Genomic DNA, 19,390 nt, shown 5'->3' with positions numbered 1-19,390 from the left:
GGCGGAATGTCAGTCTTTACTGTTTAAAACGAGGCTGCCGTTTTTAATATCGGCGTATACCTGTTCCAAGCGCGCCCGTATATCTTCGCTCACCGTTTCGGTAAAGGCCGGATCGTCCAAAATAAAATCGACGTAACCGTCTTTTATGCCCAGAGTTTGCGCCGTACCGAATTCGGTTTTGCCTTTCAGGAATTTAAGGGTTTGCTCATAAGCGTTTTTTTTCTGTTCCATAACCGAGCTGGAAATAACATAACCGGGAGCCTTTGAAAATCCGTTGTTGTCGAACCAGGCGATGTAAAATCCCGATTCTTTTGCGGCCGCAATCACCCCCTGAGAAGCGCCTCCCGCAATCGGAAGGATAACGTCCACCCCTTCTGCATACAAACCTTTGGCAATGTCGGCTCCCTTGGAAGCGTCGTACCAGTTGCCCACAATGCGGAACTCCGCCGTAATCTCCGGATCGGCGGCCTTTGCCCCCTCTACAAAGGAAGGGAAAATAATCTTATTCATAACAGGATATTCTTGCGCCGCAACAAGGGCGATTTTCTTTTGAGCATTCGCATATTTCATAACCGAAGAAGAAGCGGTTGTAACCAAGCCCGCCGCATAGCCGGTAAGATAGGCCTGTTCGCGCTGATTGTAGCGGACGGTTGCAATATTTTTGTTGCCTTTAAGATAGCCGTCGAGAATGATAAACTTTTGTTTGGGAAACTGAGAGGTAAGCGGAGCCGCCAATTCCGGCAAAGACGGATTTGAAGAAAAAATCACTTCGTATTCGCCCGTTGCCGCAAGAGCGGTCAGCTTTGTGCTCCATTCGGCTTGATTCGTGCCGGCTTCTATAACACTGAGTTTTACCTCGCCGCCGTGTTCTGCGTTGTAAGACGCGACCGCCTCCGTAACGCCCGCACTAAGCATTTCGTACACGGGATTTCCGGAAACGACGCCCGGCACAAAAACCGCAATTTTCCGTTCGGCCTTTTCAGCCTTTGAGCAGGAAGCGAAAAAAAAGACCGCCGCAATCGCTGCCGCAGCCAAAAGAAGTTTGTTTGCTTTCATAGTTGACCCTTTATCTTTAAATTGGATTATGCTTCATAATAGTTTTATATCAAACTATTGTCAAGAGGGGCATGCGCATACTTGAACATAATATTCTGCACGTATAAAATAAAAGATAAAGAACCGGATAGGATAAACGCCGATGAATAATGAAATGATTATATACGCTACCGAAGACGGTAAGGCAAACGTAATATTGCTTGCCAAAGACGGAAATATTTGGATGAACCAAAAACAAATGGCGGAACTTTTTGAAACTTCTGTTCCAAATATCAATATGCATATATCAAATGTACTAAAAGACAAAGAGTTAGACAAAGAATCAGTTATTAAGTATTACTTAATAACTGCCACTGACGGTAAACAATATAATGTAGCCTTTTATTCTTTGGACATGATTCTCGCCGTCGGGTTTAGAGTAAGAAGCAAACGGGGAACTCAATTCAGAATATGGGCAAATGCCAACTTAAAAGAATATGTAGTAAAAGGTTTTGTAATTGATGATGAACGCTTGAAAAATCCCGACGGCAGACCCGACTATTTTGACGAACTTTTGGAACGGATCCGAGACATCCGCGCCAGTGAAAAACGCTTTTATCAAAAAATACGGGATCTTTTTGCACTCAGCAGCGACTATCAAACATGTGAAAAAGAGACACATCTGTTTTTTGCCGAAACTCAAAATAAACTACTTTATGCAGCAACTCAAAAAACGGCAGCCGAAATAATTGTAAGCCGAGCCGATGCGTCAAAACCGAACATGGCTCTTACCTCGTGGAAAGGCAGCATTGTTCGCAAAGAAGATATTTACATTGCAAAAAACTATCTTTCAGAAGAAGAACTGGATATGCTTAACAGACTTACCGTGCTGTTTCTTGATTCTGCCGAGCTGCGGGTAAAAGAGCGTAAAGATTTAACCTTGAACTTTTGGAGAAATAATGTTGACGGATTACTTCAGTTCCAAAACAAAAGCATTTTAAAAGGAGCTGGTTCCGTTTCAAAAAAACAAATGGAAAAGAAAGTAGAAGCTGAATATCAAATCTACGATACGAAACGTAAACAATACGAGGCAATCCAAGCTGATAAAATAGATGACGATGAATTAAAGCTGCTTGATAAAAAAATCAAATACCGTAAAAAAACATACGAAACCGTGTAAGGTTCCTCCTATCCCCTCAGCTCCTGAATGATGAACTTTGCGGCGCCCCTCCAATCCATGTCGCAGTAAAACCGCTTTCCGTTTGCACATACTGTCAAAACATCGGCATAATTGCATTGCATATATTGTGCATCGGATGTATAATATACACATATTGCATGTTAAAGAGGCGTAAAAAGAATGGCAAAGGCGGCAAATTTCAGTATCAGAATGGATTCGGATATAAAGGCTCAAAGTGAGTATGTCTATAACTCCCTTGGCTTAAATTTGACAACGGCAATAAACGTGTTTCTCAGAAAATCCATTCAAGCAGGAGGCTTCCCTTTTGATGTACGGCTGGATAATTTTAATAAAGAAACAATAGATGCAATACATGAAGCCGACTCTATCAGCGAGGAAATCAGGATGGGGCGGCGGAAGCCTTTTACTTCCTGGCAGGAAGCAAAAAACAGTCTTTTGAGATGAAATACAGATTTGATTATACGTCTAAATTTAAAAAAGATTACCGCAAGCTTTCAAAACAAAGCATTATTGATGAAGTTGATACTGTGATTAAAAAAACTCTTAGATGGAGAAAAGCTCGAAAAAAAATATCACGATCATGCCTTAACCGGAAACTATAAAGGGTGCAGGGACTGTCATATTCGTCCCGATTTGGTTTTAATCTATAAAAAAGAAGACGATATACTTGTGTTAACCGCCTTACGGCTCGGAAGCCACAGCGAACTGTTTTAAGTGAAGTATAGCACATATACTTTAAAATATACTTGACTGTAGGAGTGTCCTGTATTATTATTCAATTACAGGAGGTAAAGAATGCCGCAAATATCGCTATATGTTTCTCAGCCCGATTTGGTTAAAATTCAAAATGCCGCTGCGCAAGAAAGTCAATCGGTTTCCAAATGGGTTATAACAAGAATTATGACTCATATTGAACCGGCTTATCCTCCCGGATATGAAGCATTGGCGGGCTGTATACAGGATGACTCCTTCTGCCGTCCCGAACAAATTGCATTTTCCGCAGATGTTTCGAGGGAAAGTTTATGACGTATTTCCCGGACACAAACATGTGTATATACTTTTTGAAAAATAAATATCCCTCTGTTGTCAAGCGTTGGCTTGCAGTCAGTCCCGATAAAATCAAAATTTCATCAATCGTAAAGGCCGAATTATTGACGGGAGCTTATAAAAGCCGAATAAAAAAAGATATTTTGCAAAAGTTGGATGCATTTCTTGCCCCTTATGAAATTATACCCTTTAAAGATGAAATGACTCATTGCTATGCCGAAATACGCTCAAAACTTGAACAAAGCGGCAAAATAATAGGCCCGAACGACTTATTGATTGCAAGTATCGTCAAATATCATAGCGGCATTTTAATCACGAATAATTCCGGTGAATTTAAAAGAATTCCGGAACTAAGGGTAAAGAACTGGATAAGATAACCCCCTATCCCCTTTCTTTCTGAATAACAAACTTCCCCGCGCGGGTACTGTCGTTTGCGGTTTTTGCAATTTGCAGATAGCCGCGCAGAACTGAAAAATAAAAAAACGGTTTGTTTCATTTATTGATTAAAATTCGCTTCCATCCGGCAAAGTAAAGTAAAAAGTGTTTGTTTATCTTTTTCCGAAAAACCCTTATAGCAGGTATCGATAAGCGCTTGCGAAATATCGGCGGTTGCCTGCGTGTAAGCGCTGCCCTTTTCAGTTAGTAAAATAAAGGTAACACGGCTGTCGTGTAAGCAGCGTTCTTTTTTAATATAGCCTGCGCCCTCAAGTTTTTTTATAAGGGCGGTTGCGGTAGATTTGTCTTTATGAATACGGCGGGCAAGGTCTCCCATTTTCATTTTTCCGTTTTTTGCAAGCAAGTATAAAATATAACCGTGCGAAGAGGCGATTCCCGAAAACCCCTGTTCTGCAAGACGGCGGTTTAAATAAGCGGAAATGTCGCCTGCTATCTTCGATACAAGCGACGATACATTGTTTAAATCTTCTTCCATAAAAAACAGTATAACAGCTAGGATATAAGAGCGCAACTCTTTCAAGCTCCCGTTTTCGAGCATTGACTTGCAAGCGCTTATTGCGTACATTATACGGTATGATTTGGTTTTTTATAAAAAAGAATTTTTGCGACGGCTGGGACAACTTGTTGCACTTGGCTTTATTCAATTTGATTATGCTCGCCTTACTCACCGGTGCCTTTTTTGCCGTATCCGCACTTGCCGATATTTCCGTAGCTGCGGCTTTTGCCGGCAGTTTTATTTTTATCTGGATAATAACTATTCCGCTTTTGGGATTCAGCAACGCCGCTCATCGTTTAGCGGACTTTAAATCGGTTTCGGTAAAGGAAGTTTTTGCAAGCTTTATTTCAGTATGGCGCGAAGCGCTTTTGTTCGGTTTAATTCTTGCAGCCCTTGTTTTTGCGGCATTTATAGCGCTTCCCTTTTATTTTGCCATGGGCAATATACTCGGCCTTGTTTTAGGCTCCGTAATTTTTTGGGTTTTAGTCGTTAGTGTCCTTTCTTTGCAATGGTTTATGCCGCTTCAATCTTATTTCGGCGGAAGTTTCCGCAAAAATCTAAAAAAAAGTTTTATTTTGTTTTTCGATAACGCCGGCTTTTCCCTTTTTATGTTCATATATTCGTGCATTCTTTTTGCGCTTTCCGGATTTTTAGGTTTTATGGCTCCCGGTATTACGGGTATTATTCTCGGCTATAACAACGCGCTTCGGTTGAGAATGTATAAATACGATTGGCTTGAAAAACAAACGGAATTTTCTCCGAAACAGGCACGCCGCCATATTCCTTGGGATGAATTGCTTGCCGAAGACCGCGAAACCTTAGGCCCGCGCGATCTTAAAAGCTTTATATTTCCGTGGAAATGATTTGCTCGGAGTGATTTTTCTCCGGAAACGATTTACTTCGGAAAGAGGGGCCGCGAAAAGGTCGGCCGCCTTTTTACATCCTTACCCCACCCGCTCTCCGTTTCGCAGGGCAGCCCGGAGCTTATACACCTTTTCGTCCATACGTTCAAGTTCGGCAAGCAGGGCTTTTTCTTCGGCGGAAGTTTCGAGTACCGCGGCAATCCCCCCGTTTTTAATGACAATGCGCCGGTCCGCATAAAGGGCAAGGGCGGGGTCGTGGGTTGCCATCAAAACGATTTTTTCTTTTGACACAAGTAGTTCCAGCGCCTTTTTGCGGTCTATCCCCGCGTTTTCTATTTCGTCTATAAGCACAATGGGAGATGAACTTAAAATCGCCGTGTCGGCAATCATAAGGGAGCGCGATTGACCGCCGCTTAAAGCCGTAACGGGCGTATGCACATAAAAGCTTTCCCCCGCCAGACGGTTTGCCGCTTCAAGGACGGCGCGCACGGCCTCATCCTTATCTTCGACAAGGCGGCTTTCGGCATGGAGCCGGATAAATTCTTCCACCGACAAATCCATAACAAAATTCATATTTTGCGACAATTGGGCAACCAGAGAATTGTTCGCCGAAAACCGCAAAGCCCTGTCCGGTATTTTATCGTTTACCAAAACGCTGCGCCTTGTCGGAGTGTCGCCGCGCGCCGCCCATTCTATATCGGCAAGCAGGCGCGATTTTCCCGAACCGGTAGGCCCGACAATGGCGATAATTTCGGAACGGTAGAGCGTTATTTCCGAAAAAGCTTCCGGAGCGCCGGACTTATCGGTTCCGGGCAAAATACGAATGCTGTGTACCGCGCTCGAATCGTCCAAGTCCAAAAATTCCTTCATTTGAACAATAAAGTCGAAAAAGGAATTGTACATTTCGGCCTTGTCGAGGGCGGCGTCTTCGGCAATTTGCGGATGGATCGAATCCAAAAAACCGGCAAAGGTAAGGCTTCTTTTATCGAATACGCCCAAATCGTGCAGGCGGTTTTCCGTAAAAAAGTCTTCTATAAAGGGATAGGTTTTTAAAAGTTCGGCTATGCTTTGTCCGGTAAGAGGAACTGCGTGCAAATTATTTAAAGTGTATGTATTGTCAGTATAAGGCGGCATTGTCCGTTTCCTTTTCAGTAATTTTCATTTTGCGTATATTGCCCTTTTGAAAACGCTCTCCTATACGCGTTTCGCCCAAACAATAAGAACACAATGCCGCCGGCATGGGAAAGCGCAGTTCCATTCCTTCCACGCTCGTAATATTTTTGCCTCCTTCTAAAAGGCGGCTCAATTCAAAGGCTCCCTGCCCGTTTAAGCCGTTTACATGCATAATAAGGGCTTTAGGATTTACCGCATGTACCTTTGCCGCAAACACTTCGCGCTCGGCTTGCGATACGATATCTCCCTTTGTAATAACCACGATGTCGGCAGCCTTTAAAAGCGGACCGATTTTTTTCGGCGTATTTATACCCGAAAGGTTATCTATAACGCAGATTCCCGGCACCTCTTTTATATAGGGAGAACAGCGGTTACACAGACCCGCCGATTCGGTAATCAGCATATCGAGGTTTTGTTGTATACCCCACTGTACCGTTTCTTCGATATTCGACACAAAAAAATGGTCGGGGCATAGGGCGCCCGAAATTCCTTTTTGTACGGGAATACCCGCTTTTTCGTATAAAAGGTCGTCGTCCGTATAAAGGCAGTCGAATTTGACAACTCCTGCGCGGATTCCCCGGTCTTTAAGTGCTTCAATTGTTTTTAAAATAACGCTCGTTTTTCCCGAAGAGGGCGGCCCCGATACTATGACCGCATTCATACTGCAAACCTTTCGGACTTTGCGCCAAGGGCTTTTTCAAAGTCGGCATTCAATTTTTCAAGAAGTTCTCCTATATCGTTTTGTTTAAGAAAATCCCAGCCTATCCACAAAAACTTTTTGTCCTTGTCAAGCTTATTGTCCACATCGGGATTTGTTGAGGGGAAAAAGCCGTTTTGCGATAAAAGGGTACCGACTTCCTTTGAAAGAAAAAAATCGGAAAATACCCGTGTTTTTTCGTAGGTTTCTTTTTTGGCGAGCATAAAAATCGGAGCAAGTACCGCACCGTCTTCGGGCCACACAACCTCCAGCTGAGAATCATCGCGAATCATCGTCGAAAAAAAGTAGGGGGCAATATGGACTGCGGGATCTCCTTCTTTATAAGTATAGTTTTCTTTTACCATCTGTGCAGGATGTAAAAAAGAACCGCAGGCTTTCGCAAGTTTTTGAATGCCTTCATCACCGAACAATTTGTACACGTTCAAAAGAAGGGCGTTGAATAAATCCAAGTCTTTAAAAGGGAGGGCAAGGGCGTTTTCGAATTCATCCGTAAACAAGTCGGCCCAGCGCTTGGGCATCGGCCGTCCGTTTAGAGCAGCTTTGTTCACAACCATAAGGGCCGGAACAACCCCGATTACCGCATAGACATTATCCTTGTCGCGTAAATCGATCGAGTCGCTGCAAAAATCGGCGTTCATGTGCAAAACGGGACAGTAAAACATATCTTTTTTCGTATACGGGGCCATACGCGCTTTATCGAAAAAAAAGTCGAAGCCCGTGGAAAGCATAAGGTCGGGTACGGTCTGTTCGTCTTTAAAGGCGTCCGCAAGCCAGTCGATACCCAAGTTTGCCGAGCGTAAATCGTAGCTGAAGGTATAACCCGCCTTTTTCATCTCGTCGGCATGAGTTTCGGTATAAGAGGCGTAGAGTTCTTCAAAGGCTTCCAAAAGGGGAATGCGCACCGGACAGGGTAAAATCCCCTGTATGTTAATGCGCTGTCTTTCATCTTTAAGATGGGAAAACGGGTCGTTTTTCAGTTTTTTTAAAGAAGAGTCGGCTTGCTCGGTAAGATGCGCGGTTGCGATTAATGAGTTCAGTTCGGCTTCGCAGGATTCGACATCGAGGTTTTTCGACAACAAAGCTTTTTTTAAGCTGATTTTGCTTCCCATCAGCTTTCTCATAACGGGGTTTGAAAGGGGCGCAAACCCTTTTTGTACCAAATACGAAACGATTTGCGGGTATTGTTCGGTCAGTGCAAACACCGTATCGTCAAGGTTTATTTTTTGATTCATACAATCTCCGATTTTTATATTTCTTTTTTATATTGCCCGAAAAAAGCGTTTTGCTTAGACAAAAGCACGGCGCTCACAATTTCTGTTAATCAATCCTAACTTATTGCGCTTCAAAATATACAAAAAAAACGGTCTAAAGGCAAGCGGAGCATAGTGTAAATTCAAAGCCGATATCGGCTCGCCGTTATCTGTTTGTGTAATTTTGATCAATCCATGTGCGGTAAGAACCGGTTTTTATGCCCTCTATCCATAAAGGATTTTCCAAATACCAGCCGACGGTTTTTTTTAATCCTTCTTCAAAGGACGACGACTGTTTCCAGCCCAGTTCTTTTTTAATTTTTGAACAGTCGATTGCATAACGGCGGTCATGGCCGGGTCTGTCGGAAACAAATCGAATCGTTTTTTGTACGTCTTCAAGACGGTAAAAACCGTCCGCGGTCTGCGCTCCGTCCGCACAACTCGGGCTTTGTGCTTCATTCAATTTTTCGACGGTTAATTCAATCAATTTTTGCAAAAGCCGAATATTTTCCCATTCGTTTTCGCCGCCTATATTATAGGTTTGTCCCGCTTTTCCCTTGTTTAAGATAAGCCATACGGCGCTATTGTGATCCTCTACATAAAGCCAATCGCGGATATTTTTTCCGTCTCCGTATACGGGAAGCGGTTTTTTTTCTTTAATATTTAAAATCATTAAGGGAATAAGTTTTTCGGGAAACTGATACGGGCCGTAATTGTTCGAACAGTTTGAAAGCGTTACCGGTAAGCCGTAGGTGCTGTGCCATGCCAGCACTAAGTGATCGGATGCGGCTTTGCTTGCCGAATAAGGACTGCGGGGAGCATAGGGAGTGTTCTCGGTAAAATAACCATTCGCTCCCAGAGAGCCGAACACTTCATCGGTACTTACATGATGAAAAAGCACGCCGCTTTTTATGCCGTCCGCGTTTTTATGCGTCCAATTTCGGCGCGCACATTCGAGCATATTAAACGTTCCGGTAATATTTGTGCGTATAAAGGCTTCTGGCCCCGCAATGGAGCGGTCCACATGACTTTCGGCGGCAAAATGCACCACCGTATCTATATCGTACTCAAAAAACAGTTTATCGACGGTTTGAGAATCGCAAATATCGCCTTTACAAAATATATAGCGGCCTTTTTCTTCGTTTCCGTTTATTCCGAAACGCTTTTCTATCGACGCGAGGTTTTCAAGATTGCCGCAATAACTCAGGCTGTCCAAATTGACTATTTTGCCTTTAAATGGCGTTTTATCGAACACATAATGTATAAAATTGCTTCCGATAAAACCGGCGCCGCCGGTAACCAAAATGTTTTTCAAAGTTCTGTGCATAAAATCAGTATAACATATGTGCTGCGGCAAAACAAGGGAAGAAAAAACGGGGCGGAAGCTGCGATTATAGAAATATTTTTCTATAATTCAAAGTAAAAATTAAAACATAGCGTATTTTTTGTTATTTTTGCAATTAAAAGCTCCCATTTTACGGTAAAAAACAAAAAAATGTTTGACAGATCTGAAAAACAGCTTTACTATATAGCAAACGTTTACTATAAGTGGTTTTTATTATGAAAGCTCATGTACAAACAAAAAACGGAAAAAAACCGACCGTTTCGGACATCGCAAAAGCCGCCGGCGTTTCAGCCGCCACGGTATCCCGTGTTTTAAGCGGCTCCGATTATCCGGTAAAAAAAGACGTGCGCAAAAGAATTCTTCATATTGCCTCTTCCATAAAATACAAGCCCAATATTTTCGGCCAAATGCTGAGAGGCGGAACAAACAGGGAAATAGGCGTTATCGTCCCTTCGCTTTCCAACCCTTTTTATGCACAGCTTGTATCCGTTGTCGAACATGAATGTATTAAACGCGACTATATGCCTATTATTTGCTCTTCTCAAAATAAATCTCAGCTTGAAGAAAAACATTTGGATATTTTACAAAGAAAACAAGTGGCGGGATTTCTTTTATCGAGCATACATGTACAGGGAAGCTTTTTAAAAACACTGCGGAATATTTCAATGCCCCTTGTGCTTTTCGATCAGCCGTACAACTATGCAAAAACGGATAATGTGAGTTTTGATTTTTTAAATGCCGGTTACATGGCGGCGCAGTTTTTGTTTGCCAACGGCCATAAAGATATTGCTTTTGTTTCCGGCCCTTTTACCAGATTCAGCCGAAAACTTCTATTTGAAGGATATAAAAAAACGTTTAAAGAAAAACACACAAGATTTCCGTCGGAAAATCTTATCATTGCCGAAACCGATCGTAAAAACACCGGTTTTGATTATGATTTTCACTGCGGACAATATGCGGGGGATTTATTGCTGCAGCGGAAGTATTTGCCCGATGCCGTTTTTGCCGTAAATGACATGATGGCTATCGGTTTAATAAAAAAATTTGAAAAAGAGGGCATTCAAGTGCCGCGGGACATTTCCGTAATCGGTTGTGACAACATTCCTTTCGGAGAAATGTTTGCGCCGGCACTTACAACAATCAACCAATCCGCCTTTGAAACGGGACGATTGGCTACCGATGTTTTACTTAATCGGATTGAGGGAAAATCCGGTGAAATAAAACGGATTCTTTTACCCCCGCGGTTGATTGAACGCGAATCCGTCCGTAAAATTCATCACAAAATAAAAAGATAAAAATGCGCTTTATTTTTTTCGGATTCTCCCCGGTTATGAAAACCGGGAATTTATAGGAGGCACATATGAGTTGGCTAGACTATGCTATGGTAGTCGCATTCCTTGTGGGTATGGTTCTTATCGGACTGCGCACAAAAAAAAGCGTAAAAACGGCTGAAGATTTTTACGTTGCCGGCGGAAAAGTTCCGTGGTGGATGTCGGGAATTTCCCACCACGTAACGGGGTATTCCGGCGTTGTATTTGTCGGCTATGCAGGAATTGCATATGCAACGGGAACGGCAATCTATTTTTGGTGGGGTATGAATATCGCATTGATGGTTACAATCGGTTCAATGCTTATCGCACCGCGCTGGCCCCGTTTGAGAAAATTCTTGGGCATTCAATCCCCCACAGAATATTTGAAAATGCGGTACGGAACGGCAGCGCAAGTAGTAGTTGCAGTTGCCGGTATTTTCAGCAAACTGATTGACGTAGGAGCAAAGTGGGCTTCTATCGGTATTTTGGTGCAGGGTTTTACGGGTATTCCGTTTTATATCGGAGTATTGAGTTCCGCCCTTGTTTCAATGTACTATATGTCCGTAGGCGGTTTGATAGCAGACCTTTGGACTGACTTTACACAGTGGGTTATTCAAACGGTCGGCGGAATCGTACTTTTTATAGGCACGCTTGTTTTCCTTAAAACACAGCTGGATCTCGGTCTTTTCCAAGCCTTTGCAGCTCTCCCGGCAGGACATCTTGCCGTATTTAACCCCGGACGCGGACAGGGTTCTCTTACATGGACATTGTTTTTTGCAATTGTCATATTCTTAAGCTATAACGGCGGTACATGGAGTTTGGCAACCCGTTTTATTTCCAGTAAAAACGACGCTAATGCGCGCAAGGGCGCATTGCTTTCGGCTTTATTATATTTAGTATGGCCGCTCGTTGTTTTTACTCCTATGTGGCTCGGCCCGCTCGTATTCCCCGGATGGACACAGGCGGAAGCATCAAGCAAACTCTTTGCCGAACTGAGCAAAAAGTTCTTGCCGACCGGTTTAATCGGTCTTTCATTGGCGGCAATGTATGCCAATACGCTTTCAATGTGTACTTCGGACTGTAATACGATTTCGGCCGTCATTACCCGCGACATTATTCCTATCTTTAAAAAAGACCTTAACAGGGACGGAAAAGAAGGCTTATGGCTTGCACGTGTTACCACCTTTATCTTTATGGCGTTTACGGTTGTTATCGGTCTTTTAAATCAGCGCTTCGGCGGAATAGCCGGTATGATTCTTGCATGGTTTTCCGCCTTGCTCGGACCGACAGCCATTCCCTTATTGCTCGGTCTGCTTCCCGCATTTAAAGATTGTGACGGAAAAGCCGCAATTTGTTCGACGCTCGGCGGATTCCTCGTCTTTGTATTTACAAAAGCCGGTATGCTCAAATTACCGCCGGACTTTGCCCTGATTATGCCGACATTGGTTGCTTTTACGGTTTTTTGCGTTATCGGTTTGTTTAATAAATATGCGCAAAAGAAAAAAGTACCCGAGGCGGTTGAAAACATGCTGGTAAATCTCGGAAAAAACGACTAAGCGGTATGTTTTCGCTATAACACAATAAACACAGGTGCGGAACCGGCACAAAAGGAATCGCTCTTTTAGACAGTTCCGCACTCCTTGATTTTACATTCGATAAAATCAAGGTATTGCAATAAAACAAGGACTTACTTGAAAAATGAAATACCCGTCAATAAAAGAGTTTTATCTAAATCAAATACAAAATGATTTTTTCCCCTATTGGATTAAATTCATAGACAATGAAAAGGGAGGAATATTAAACTGCATCAACAATTACGGCGATAAAAAAATAAGCGACAACAAATTCACGTGGTCGCAGGGACGATGGCTGTGGATTTTGTGCTGCTTATACAAACTGGTTAAAAAAAATGTGCTGCCCAAGCTCAATGCCGCACAAATTGAAAACTGGGCGGAAAAAACATGGCGGTTTATAAGCACATACTGCATTATGGATGATACATCCTGCTGTTATTTATTAACACGTGACGGTGTAAAAATCAAAGATGACAATACGGGCCGTTTTGACGCAAGTATTTATGCGGATTGTTTTGCGCTTATCGGTATTGCACAGTACGCACAAACCTTTGAAAACGAACAAGCTTGCAAAACGGCACAAGTACTTTATAAATCCATTAAAACAAGAATAGAATCGCACAATTTTTTAACGGAACCCTACCCCATTCCCGACGGATATAAGATACACGGGATTCCTATGATTTTGGTTAATACGATACATGAATACACATCAATGCTACAAACCTTCAACATGCCTGTAAGCGATGAAATCGAATTCGGTAAAAAAAACGCATTGTTTATCGTAGAAAAGCTTATGTGCGCGGACGGATATATAAGGGAATTTCTATGTTCCGACAAAAAAGACGGCCTGCTGGATCGTCATATCAACCCCGGACACACTATCGAAGACTTGTGGTTTCTCCTTGAATTTTTTCAAAAAATCGGTTGTACGGAAAAATATCTTGCGCAAATTTGCAAAACGGCAAAACGGACATGGCATCTCGGATGGGATAAAGAATACGGGGGTTTGTTGCGCTTTGTAGATTACACCGGAGGCAAACCGCAGGGAACATCATACGGCAGTCCGTATGAAAATCTTATTCTTAATACATGGGACATGAAGTTATGGTGGCCGCATTCGGAAACCCTTTTTACCTTTATATTATTATACAAGCTTACCGGCGACAGCGAATTTAAAGAAATATATGAAACAAGCAGCGACTATATTTTTAAAACGTTTCCGAATAAAGAATTGGGAGAATGGATTCAAATACGTTCGCGCAACGGTTTGCCGGAAGAAAAGCTGGTTGCACTGCCCGTAAAAGATCCTTTTCATATTTTACGCAACTACATAAAAATAACGGAATTACTGTAATGGAACTCGGTACGTCAAAATTAATAATTTCGCCGTCCATCCCCCTTCGCTTGTGCGGATACGGAAACCGGAGCGAAAATTTCAGTGAAATAACTGAAGATATTTTTTTAAGAATTCACTATTGGAAAAGCGATAAGAACCGTGTCATACTTGTGTATGCGGATTTGCTTTGGTGGAACCCCGAATTTGTATATTCAATCCGAAAAACCTTATTTCAAAATTTGGGTATACCGGAAGAGCACATTATATTCATCGCTTCGCATAATCATTCGGGTCCCGGAACGGGAAATACGTTTACCCCTTTGCTTGAAACAAGCATTCCGGAATATACGGATTTTTTAAGCCGAAAAGTTACGGAAGGAATTATAAAAGCCGAAGAGGATTTGGAAGAAGTTTGCATAAAACGCTACAACGGCACTTGTAAAATGAATGTGTACCGCAGGGTACAAACCGACACGGGTATTCAAATGCAGCCGAACTACACTGTTCCTGCCGATTCGAATTTAACGATATTCGGCTATTACAAAAAAAGCAACGGCAGCCCGAAGGGTTTTGCAGTTCATTACCCCTGCCATGCAAACCTTTCCAACGGCAATACCGTACATCCCGATTATACCGGCGTCGTACTGCGTATGTTCGATGAAAAATATTCGAATTGCGTATCGATTTTTTTGCAGGGCTGTACTGCGGATTTACGCCCGAACAGTGTTTTGGGAGAACATTTTATTTCCTGCGAATTTTCCAATGTCGTAACTTTTGCGGAACGTTTTTTTTGTTGCTGTGAAAAAACGTTAAAAACGGAGGCTTTTCCCGTAGAAAACGGCATATCCGTGCATAAAAAAACGATAAAACTTCCGCTGGTACAAAAACTTTCCAAAGAAGAAGTAAAACAGCTTATCATAAACGGAAAAGACATTGTCACCCGCCAATGGGCGCAAAAAGCCGTTGAAAAGAACTATCGGAATTACGAAATCCTTGAAATAACACGTGTCGATTTCGGCTCTGTCCCTTTGTTCTTTTTTAATGCGGAAATGTCGCAATATTATGCGGAATTAATGCGAAAAAAGAATCCTCATGCCGTATGTGTCGCTTATGCAAACGGTATGATCGGTTATGTGTGTACCGAAAAACAAATAAAAGAAGGCGGCTACGAGCCGTGCGGATCCGCTCCGTTTTTTGCATTGTGCGGTACATATAAACCTGATATAGAAAAAACGGTAATTGCCGCGTTGGAGAACCTGTATTCGCAGCCGTAATACATAAACGGCGGCAGTTTTATATTTACACCGCTTGCCCGCCTTTTCTTTTTAGTCTATACTGTCAAAGCGGAGTATACGGTGGAAGAAGCTGATGTAATCGACGGTATAGAAGAACGGGAAACGGACGTATTTGAAGAAGCGGAAGAACGTGAACAAAGTGCGGCCGAGCTAAGCGGCAGCGCAGCCGAACAAGCCGAAAACGATGCGCCCAAAGCCGAATTTGTACATTTACACGTACATTCCGACTATTCGCTTTTGGATGCGGCGTCCCGAATTCCCGTTTTAATTAAGCGGGCAAAAGAATTGGGATTTCAAGCCCTCGCGCTCACCGATCACGGCAATATGTTCGGCGCCCTTCGCTTTGAACAGCAATGCCATGCCGCAGGCATTAAACCCCTTGTCGGCTGCGAATTTTACGTTGCCGGCGCAAGCCGCCATGAACGGACGGGAACCGAACAGGGTAATAAATACTATCATCTTATTTTAATCGCAAAAAACATTGAAGGCTATAAAAACCTTTGTATGCTCAATTCGCGCGCCTTTACCGAAGGCTTTTATTATAAACCCCGCATCGACGTCGAACTGCTTAAAATGTATTCGGGCGGCTTAGTGTGCACCACAGCTTGTTTGGCAGGTCAATTGCCGCGCCTTTTGCTTGCAGGGCAGCAAAAAGAAGCCGAAGACATGATAAACCTTTATCAGGGTATTTTCGGCAAAGATAACTTTTATGTCGAATTGCAGGATCACGGCCTTGAAGAACAAAGGCGCGCCGCACCGCTTCTTATAAACATTGCAGAGCGCATGAACGTTCCTATGGTCGTAACAAACGACATTCACTACGTCTACCCGGAAGATTGGGTTGCCCAAGACGTACTGTTATGCATCGGAACAAAAAAACTCAGAAGCGATGCAAACCGTATGCGCTATGACGGTCAGCAGTTTTATATGAAAAGCGAAGAAGAAATGCGCAAACTGTTTCCTTCGCATCCTGAAATGATTGCAAACACAAAGCGTATAGCGGATATGGTCGATTTGACTATTCCGCAGTATCAAACGGAACAACTTAAAGACTGCCTTCCGATATATCAAATCCCCGAAGGATTTAAAACACAGGAAGATTACGTGCGCCACCTTGTATACGAGGGGTTAAAAAAACGCTACGGCAGTCTTACGGATGCAATTACCGAGCGCGCCGAGCATGAGCTGAAGGTTATCTTCGAAATGGGCTTTGCCGGCTATTTTTTAATCGTTTGGGATTTTATTGCGTGGGCAAAAAAACACCGTATTCCCGTGGGTCCCGGACGAGGTTCGGGCGCCGGTTCCCTTGTTGCTTACGCAATGAGCATTACCGACATAGACCCCTTCCGTTTTAATTTGCTGTTCGAACGCTTTTTAAATCCGGAACGTGTCAGTATGCCCGACTTCGATATAGACCTTTGCTTCGAAGGCCGCCAAGACGTTATCGAATATACGAGAGAAAAATACGGAGACCCTCAAGTCGCCCACATTGCAACTTTCGGAACTTTAAAAGCAAAGGCGGTTATAAAAGATGTCGGGCGCGTTTTAAATATTCCTTTAAATGAAGTGAATATGCTGACAAAACTTATTCCCGAAGGCGCAAAAGTACATCTTGCCGACGGATTTAAAGAACCGACTCCCGAACATCCCGATTTCGGGCAGCTGCGTCAATACCGCGAAGACGTGCGCTATAAAGAGCTTTTCGACCTTTGTTTTAAACTTGAAGATATTAACCGCAACACAAGCTTACACGCATCGGGTATCGTTATCGGAAAAAGCGAACTTCCCGAATGGGCGCCCGTATACAAGGACGGCAAAACGGGAAAGGTCGCCGTTCAATATACGATGGATATAATCGAACCCTGCGGCTTGGTAAAAATGGATTATCTGGGCTTAAAAACCCTTACTCTTATAAAATATGCCGAACGGCTTATACAAAAGCGCGCGGGCTTCGAACAATTCGATGCGGAAAAAGTAAGCGAAACGGATGAAAAAACCTTTGACCTTTTTTGCGCGGGACAAACCGCCGCCGTATTCCAATTTGAAAGTCCGGGTATGCAAAAGGTTTTAAAACAGGCAAAACCGCGCCGCCTTGAAGACCTTATCGCATTAAACGCCCTGTACCGCCCCGGCCCCATGGCCTACATAGACCAATATGTCGCCGGCAAATTCGACGCATCGACAATCCATTATCCGGACCCCTGCTTAAAAGATATCCTCGAAGAAACATACGGCGTTATCGTTTATCAGGAACAGGTTATGCAAGTCGCCCAGCGCATAGCCGGCTACAGCCTCGGCGAAGCGGATATTTTGCGCCGCGCTATGGGAAAGAAAAAACAAGAGGTTATGGTTAAGGAGCGGAGCAAATTTACCGCGGGGGCAGTAAAAAACGGTTTTTCCGAAGCCCATGCAGGGGAAATATTCGATATCCTCGTTCCCTTTGCCGGCTACGGCTTTAACAAAAGTCATGCTGCCGCCTATTCCGTTGTCGCTTACCGAACCGCTTATCTAAAAGCAAACTTTCCGGCCGAATTTATTGCGGCAAACCTTACCAACGAAATTTCAAGTACCGACAAGCTCCCCGAATACATCGCCGAAGGCCGCTCTATGGGGCTTGCCATAGACCCGCCGGACGTTAACCGTTCCGACAAACTTTTTGACGTTGTAGACGGCCGGATTGTCTACGGCCTTTTAGGTATAAAAGGCTTGGGCGATGCGGCTGCGGATGAGATTTTAAATAAGCGCAAAGAAGGAGGCCTGTACAAAGATTTTATCGACTTTTTGGAACGTGTCGATTTACGGACGGTAAACAAGCGCGCTTTGGAAGTTTTAATTCAAACGGGATGCTTTGACAAATTGGGAACCAACCGTCCGACCCTGCTGCAAAACTGCGAACGTGCCGTCGAATACTGTGAAAATAAAAAATCGGACAGCAAAGCCGGGCAAGTAAGCTTATTTGAGGACTCGGGCGAACAGGAATTTATCGCCTTTACCTTTGAACAGGTAGAAGATTACCCGCCTTTGGAAAAACTGCGTATCGAAAAAGAGCTTATCGGTTTTTATATTTCGGGACATCCGCTCGACGAATATGCAGCCGTCATAAACCGATCGGTAACCTTAACGACAAAAACCGTAGAACGCGCACAGCGTGAAAAAACCTACATTATGCTCGGCATTATAAAAGAACTGCGCCGTATTCTCACAAAAAAAGGCAAAGAAATGGCTTTCGGCAAACTTGAAGATATGGACGGTATATGCGACATCACCTTTTTTCCGAAAACCTGGGAAAAAATACGCGAAAAAATAACGGAAGATACGGTTATAGCAATATCCGGAAAAACCGATTTTTCGCGCTCTACCCCTTCATTTCTTATCGACGACATCTTGGATATAGAAAATCTTAAAGAAAAATCGCTCAAAGAAGTTCATATACAATTGTCGCCGATACTGACAACCAGACAACAGCTCGATAAATTGCAGGATTTTATTATAGGCTCTGACGGTCCCTGTTCGGTTTTTTTTCATTTGGAAACCGCTAAAAAAATGTATACGGTAAAAGCAAGCGGCTTAACAAGCGTCCCCGCCAGCGACGAATTCATTGCAAAATTGGAAGAATACGGTTTTATCGAAAATATATGGTGTGAATAAACCGCCCTTTTTCTTTTGTTGATTCTGTACCGGTTTTTTGTTATATTAAAAATATGTATATTATCTTTCGCTTATTTGCCGCATTGGGCGGTGTGGTTTCTTTGTATTCTCTTTTATGTGTAATCCGCGTTTTTTTTACTTGGCTTCCGGATTTAAATTACAGCCCGTTCGGCCGGCTTCTTGCCCGCATATGCGACCCCTGGCTCAATATGTTTCGTAAATTCAATTTCCTAAAAAACTCGCCTTTTGATCTTTCGCCGGTAATTTCCGTAGGCGTATTGATTATGATTTCTTCAATTTTAAAACAAATCGCGTTTTACCGCAGTTTTTCATTGGGAATTATCGTTTCCGTAATTTTGCAAATGCTCTGGTCTATTATATCGTCGCTTTTAACCTTTTTTAATATTTTACTAGCGGTACGTTTAATCGCGGAACTCCTCAATAAAACACAAAATCGCATATGGTATACCGTTGATCAAGTCTTAAACCCTATCATTTACAAAATTCCCGCTTTTTTTTCGCGCCGACGGTTTATACAACCGAAATATGCCCTGCTTATAACCTTGGGATGCGGTTTAATCGTCCAATTCGGATTAGGAATCCTTATAAGCAGGCTCATCGCTTTGTTTTCTTTGTAGCC

General features: G+C 43.1%; 17 protein-coding genes and 1 pseudogene. 12 read left to right on the top strand and 6 right to left on the bottom strand.

Annotated features, from left to right (window positions below; translation table 11 throughout):
* Positions 1-9: 9 nt before the first annotated feature.
* Positions 10-1,056 carry a BMP family ABC transporter substrate-binding protein gene (locus tag H0R92_RS04930; RefSeq protein WP_432961701.1) on the bottom strand — a complete coding sequence of 349 codons (1,047 nt, stop codon included), beginning with the start codon at positions 1,054-1,056 and terminating at the stop codon, positions 10-12.
* A 142-nt stretch (positions 1,057-1,198) separates the two neighbouring features.
* Between H0R92_RS04930 and H0R92_RS04925 the strand changes: the two genes are divergently transcribed.
* The 5 genes and pseudogenes from H0R92_RS04925 (at position 1,199) to vapC (ending at position 3,660) form a co-directional block, all read left to right on the top strand.
* Positions 1,199-2,215: a virulence RhuM family protein gene (locus H0R92_RS04925; RefSeq protein ID WP_432961699.1), complete on the top strand. Its 1,017-nt coding sequence runs from the start codon at positions 1,199-1,201 to the stop codon at positions 2,213-2,215.
* A gap of 180 nt (positions 2,216-2,395) precedes the next feature.
* On the top strand, positions 2,396-2,680 hold the full coding sequence (locus tag H0R92_RS04920; protein ID WP_428769502.1) for a type II toxin-antitoxin system RelB/DinJ family antitoxin: 285 nt from the start codon (positions 2,396-2,398) through the stop codon (positions 2,678-2,680).
* Positions 2,681-2,830: 150 nt separating this feature from the next.
* Positions 2,831-2,950: pseudogene (locus H0R92_RS04915) on the top strand (type II toxin-antitoxin system mRNA interferase toxin, RelE/StbE family); the annotation flags it as partial.
* A gap of 81 nt (positions 2,951-3,031) precedes the next feature.
* On the top strand, positions 3,032-3,262 hold the full coding sequence (locus tag H0R92_RS04910) for a hypothetical protein (protein WP_432961697.1): 231 nt from the start codon (positions 3,032-3,034) through the stop codon (positions 3,260-3,262).
* Positions 3,259-3,660 carry a type II toxin-antitoxin system tRNA(fMet)-specific endonuclease VapC gene (gene vapC, locus H0R92_RS04905; RefSeq protein WP_432961695.1) on the top strand — a complete coding sequence of 134 codons (402 nt, stop codon included), beginning with the start codon at positions 3,259-3,261 and terminating at the stop codon, positions 3,658-3,660. Before H0R92_RS04910 ends, vapC begins: the two co-directional genes overlap by 4 nt.
* 119 nt (positions 3,661-3,779) lie before the next feature.
* Here the strand turns inward: vapC and H0R92_RS04900 are convergent, their stop codons facing one another.
* Positions 3,780-4,214 (bottom strand): MarR family winged helix-turn-helix transcriptional regulator, encoded by a 435-nt coding sequence (locus tag H0R92_RS04900; protein WP_432961693.1) that lies wholly within the window; start codon positions 4,212-4,214, stop codon positions 3,780-3,782.
* Positions 4,215-4,312: 98 nt separating this feature from the next.
* Between H0R92_RS04900 and H0R92_RS04895 the strand changes: the two genes are divergently transcribed.
* Positions 4,313-5,098 carry a hypothetical protein gene (locus H0R92_RS04895; protein WP_432961691.1) on the top strand — a complete coding sequence of 262 codons (786 nt, stop codon included), beginning with the start codon at positions 4,313-4,315 and terminating at the stop codon, positions 5,096-5,098.
* 81 nt (positions 5,099-5,179) lie between these two features.
* On the opposite strand, the gene H0R92_RS04890 is transcribed toward H0R92_RS04895, so the two are convergent.
* From H0R92_RS04890 to rfbB, 4 genes are all read right to left on the bottom strand, one after another.
* Positions 5,180-6,232, bottom strand: a complete 1,053-nt coding sequence (locus tag H0R92_RS04890) for an ATP-binding cassette domain-containing protein (RefSeq protein ID WP_432961689.1) — start codon at positions 6,230-6,232, stop codon at positions 5,180-5,182.
* Positions 6,216-6,932: a GTP-binding protein gene (locus H0R92_RS04885; RefSeq protein ID WP_428770114.1), complete on the bottom strand. Its 717-nt coding sequence runs from the start codon at positions 6,930-6,932 to the stop codon at positions 6,216-6,218. Before H0R92_RS04885 ends, H0R92_RS04890 begins: the two co-directional genes overlap by 17 nt.
* On the bottom strand, positions 6,929-8,221 hold the full coding sequence (locus tag H0R92_RS04880) for an ABC transporter substrate-binding protein (protein WP_432961686.1): 1,293 nt from the start codon (positions 8,219-8,221) through the stop codon (positions 6,929-6,931). The genes H0R92_RS04885 and H0R92_RS04880 overlap by 4 nt, the downstream gene beginning before the upstream one ends.
* Positions 8,222-8,405: 184 nt before the next feature.
* Positions 8,406-9,566, bottom strand: coding sequence for a dTDP-glucose 4,6-dehydratase (rfbB, locus tag H0R92_RS04875; protein WP_432961684.1), 1,161 nt, complete (start codon positions 9,564-9,566; stop codon positions 8,406-8,408).
* Between the two features lie 233 nt (positions 9,567-9,799).
* Here rfbB and H0R92_RS04870 point away from each other — a divergent pair, with 233 nt between their 5' ends.
* From H0R92_RS04870 to H0R92_RS04845, 6 genes are all read left to right on the top strand, one after another.
* On the top strand, positions 9,800-10,879 hold the full coding sequence (locus H0R92_RS04870; RefSeq protein WP_432961682.1) for a LacI family DNA-binding transcriptional regulator: 1,080 nt from the start codon (positions 9,800-9,802) through the stop codon (positions 10,877-10,879).
* Between the two features lie 65 nt (positions 10,880-10,944).
* Complete coding sequence (locus H0R92_RS04865) at positions 10,945-12,450, top strand: sodium:solute symporter family protein (RefSeq protein WP_432961680.1); 1,506 nt, start codon at positions 10,945-10,947, stop codon at positions 12,448-12,450.
* Positions 12,451-12,592: 142 nt separating this feature from the next.
* Complete coding sequence (locus tag H0R92_RS04860; RefSeq protein ID WP_432961678.1) at positions 12,593-13,825, top strand: AGE family epimerase/isomerase; 1,233 nt, start codon at positions 12,593-12,595, stop codon at positions 13,823-13,825.
* Positions 13,825-15,081: a hypothetical protein gene (locus H0R92_RS04855; protein ID WP_432961676.1), complete on the top strand. Its 1,257-nt coding sequence runs from the start codon at positions 13,825-13,827 to the stop codon at positions 15,079-15,081. Before H0R92_RS04860 ends, H0R92_RS04855 begins: the two co-directional genes overlap by 1 nt.
* An 81-nt stretch (positions 15,082-15,162) precedes the next feature.
* Positions 15,163-18,750, top strand: a complete 3,588-nt coding sequence (gene dnaE / locus H0R92_RS04850; protein ID WP_432961674.1) for a DNA polymerase III subunit alpha — start codon at positions 15,163-15,165, stop codon at positions 18,748-18,750.
* Between the two features lie 53 nt (positions 18,751-18,803).
* The gene (locus H0R92_RS04845; RefSeq protein ID WP_432961672.1) at positions 18,804-19,388 is read left to right on the top strand and encodes a YggT family protein; all 585 of its coding nucleotides are present in this window, start codon (positions 18,804-18,806) and stop codon (positions 19,386-19,388) included.
* The last annotated feature ends 2 nt before the right edge of the window (positions 19,389-19,390 follow it).

The organism is Treponema sp. OMZ 840 (genome assembly GCF_050937815.1).
Taxonomy (GTDB): domain Bacteria; phylum Spirochaetota; class Spirochaetia; order Treponematales; family Treponemataceae; genus Treponema_C.
The sequence above is the reverse complement of the archived record's forward strand: the minus strand, read 5'-3'. Positions and strand labels throughout refer to the sequence as shown.

Excerpts from the sequence above, each read along its gene's own strand:
- H0R92_RS04930 (WP_432961701.1), bottom strand. The coding sequence starts at position 1,056 with ATGAAAGCAAACAAACTTCTTTTGGCTGCGGCAGCGATTGCGGCGGTC.
- H0R92_RS04925 (WP_432961699.1), top strand. The coding sequence starts at position 1,199 with ATGAATAATGAAATGATTATATACGCTACCGAAGACGGTAAGGCAAAC.
- H0R92_RS04920 (WP_428769502.1), top strand. The coding sequence starts at position 2,396 with ATGGCAAAGGCGGCAAATTTCAGTATCAGAATGGATTCGGATATAAAG.
- H0R92_RS04910 (WP_432961697.1), top strand. The coding sequence starts at position 3,032 with ATGCCGCAAATATCGCTATATGTTTCTCAGCCCGATTTGGTTAAAATT.
- vapC (WP_432961695.1), top strand. The coding sequence starts at position 3,259 with ATGACGTATTTCCCGGACACAAACATGTGTATATACTTTTTGAAAAAT.
- H0R92_RS04900 (WP_432961693.1), bottom strand. The coding sequence starts at position 4,214 with ATGGAAGAAGATTTAAACAATGTATCGTCGCTTGTATCGAAGATAGCA.
- H0R92_RS04895 (WP_432961691.1), top strand. The coding sequence starts at position 4,313 with ATGATTTGGTTTTTTATAAAAAAGAATTTTTGCGACGGCTGGGACAAC.
- H0R92_RS04890 (WP_432961689.1), bottom strand. The coding sequence starts at position 6,232 with ATGCCGCCTTATACTGACAATACATACACTTTAAATAATTTGCACGCA.
- H0R92_RS04885 (WP_428770114.1), bottom strand. The coding sequence starts at position 6,932 with ATGAATGCGGTCATAGTATCGGGGCCGCCCTCTTCGGGAAAAACGAGC.
- H0R92_RS04880 (WP_432961686.1), bottom strand. The coding sequence starts at position 8,221 with ATGAATCAAAAAATAAACCTTGACGATACGGTGTTTGCACTGACCGAA.
- rfbB (WP_432961684.1), bottom strand. The coding sequence starts at position 9,566 with ATGCACAGAACTTTGAAAAACATTTTGGTTACCGGCGGCGCCGGTTTT.
- H0R92_RS04870 (WP_432961682.1), top strand. The coding sequence starts at position 9,800 with ATGAAAGCTCATGTACAAACAAAAAACGGAAAAAAACCGACCGTTTCG.
- H0R92_RS04865 (WP_432961680.1), top strand. The coding sequence starts at position 10,945 with ATGAGTTGGCTAGACTATGCTATGGTAGTCGCATTCCTTGTGGGTATG.
- H0R92_RS04860 (WP_432961678.1), top strand. The coding sequence starts at position 12,593 with ATGAAATACCCGTCAATAAAAGAGTTTTATCTAAATCAAATACAAAAT.
- H0R92_RS04855 (WP_432961676.1), top strand. The coding sequence starts at position 13,825 with ATGGAACTCGGTACGTCAAAATTAATAATTTCGCCGTCCATCCCCCTT.
- H0R92_RS04845 (WP_432961672.1), top strand. The coding sequence starts at position 18,804 with ATGTATATTATCTTTCGCTTATTTGCCGCATTGGGCGGTGTGGTTTCT.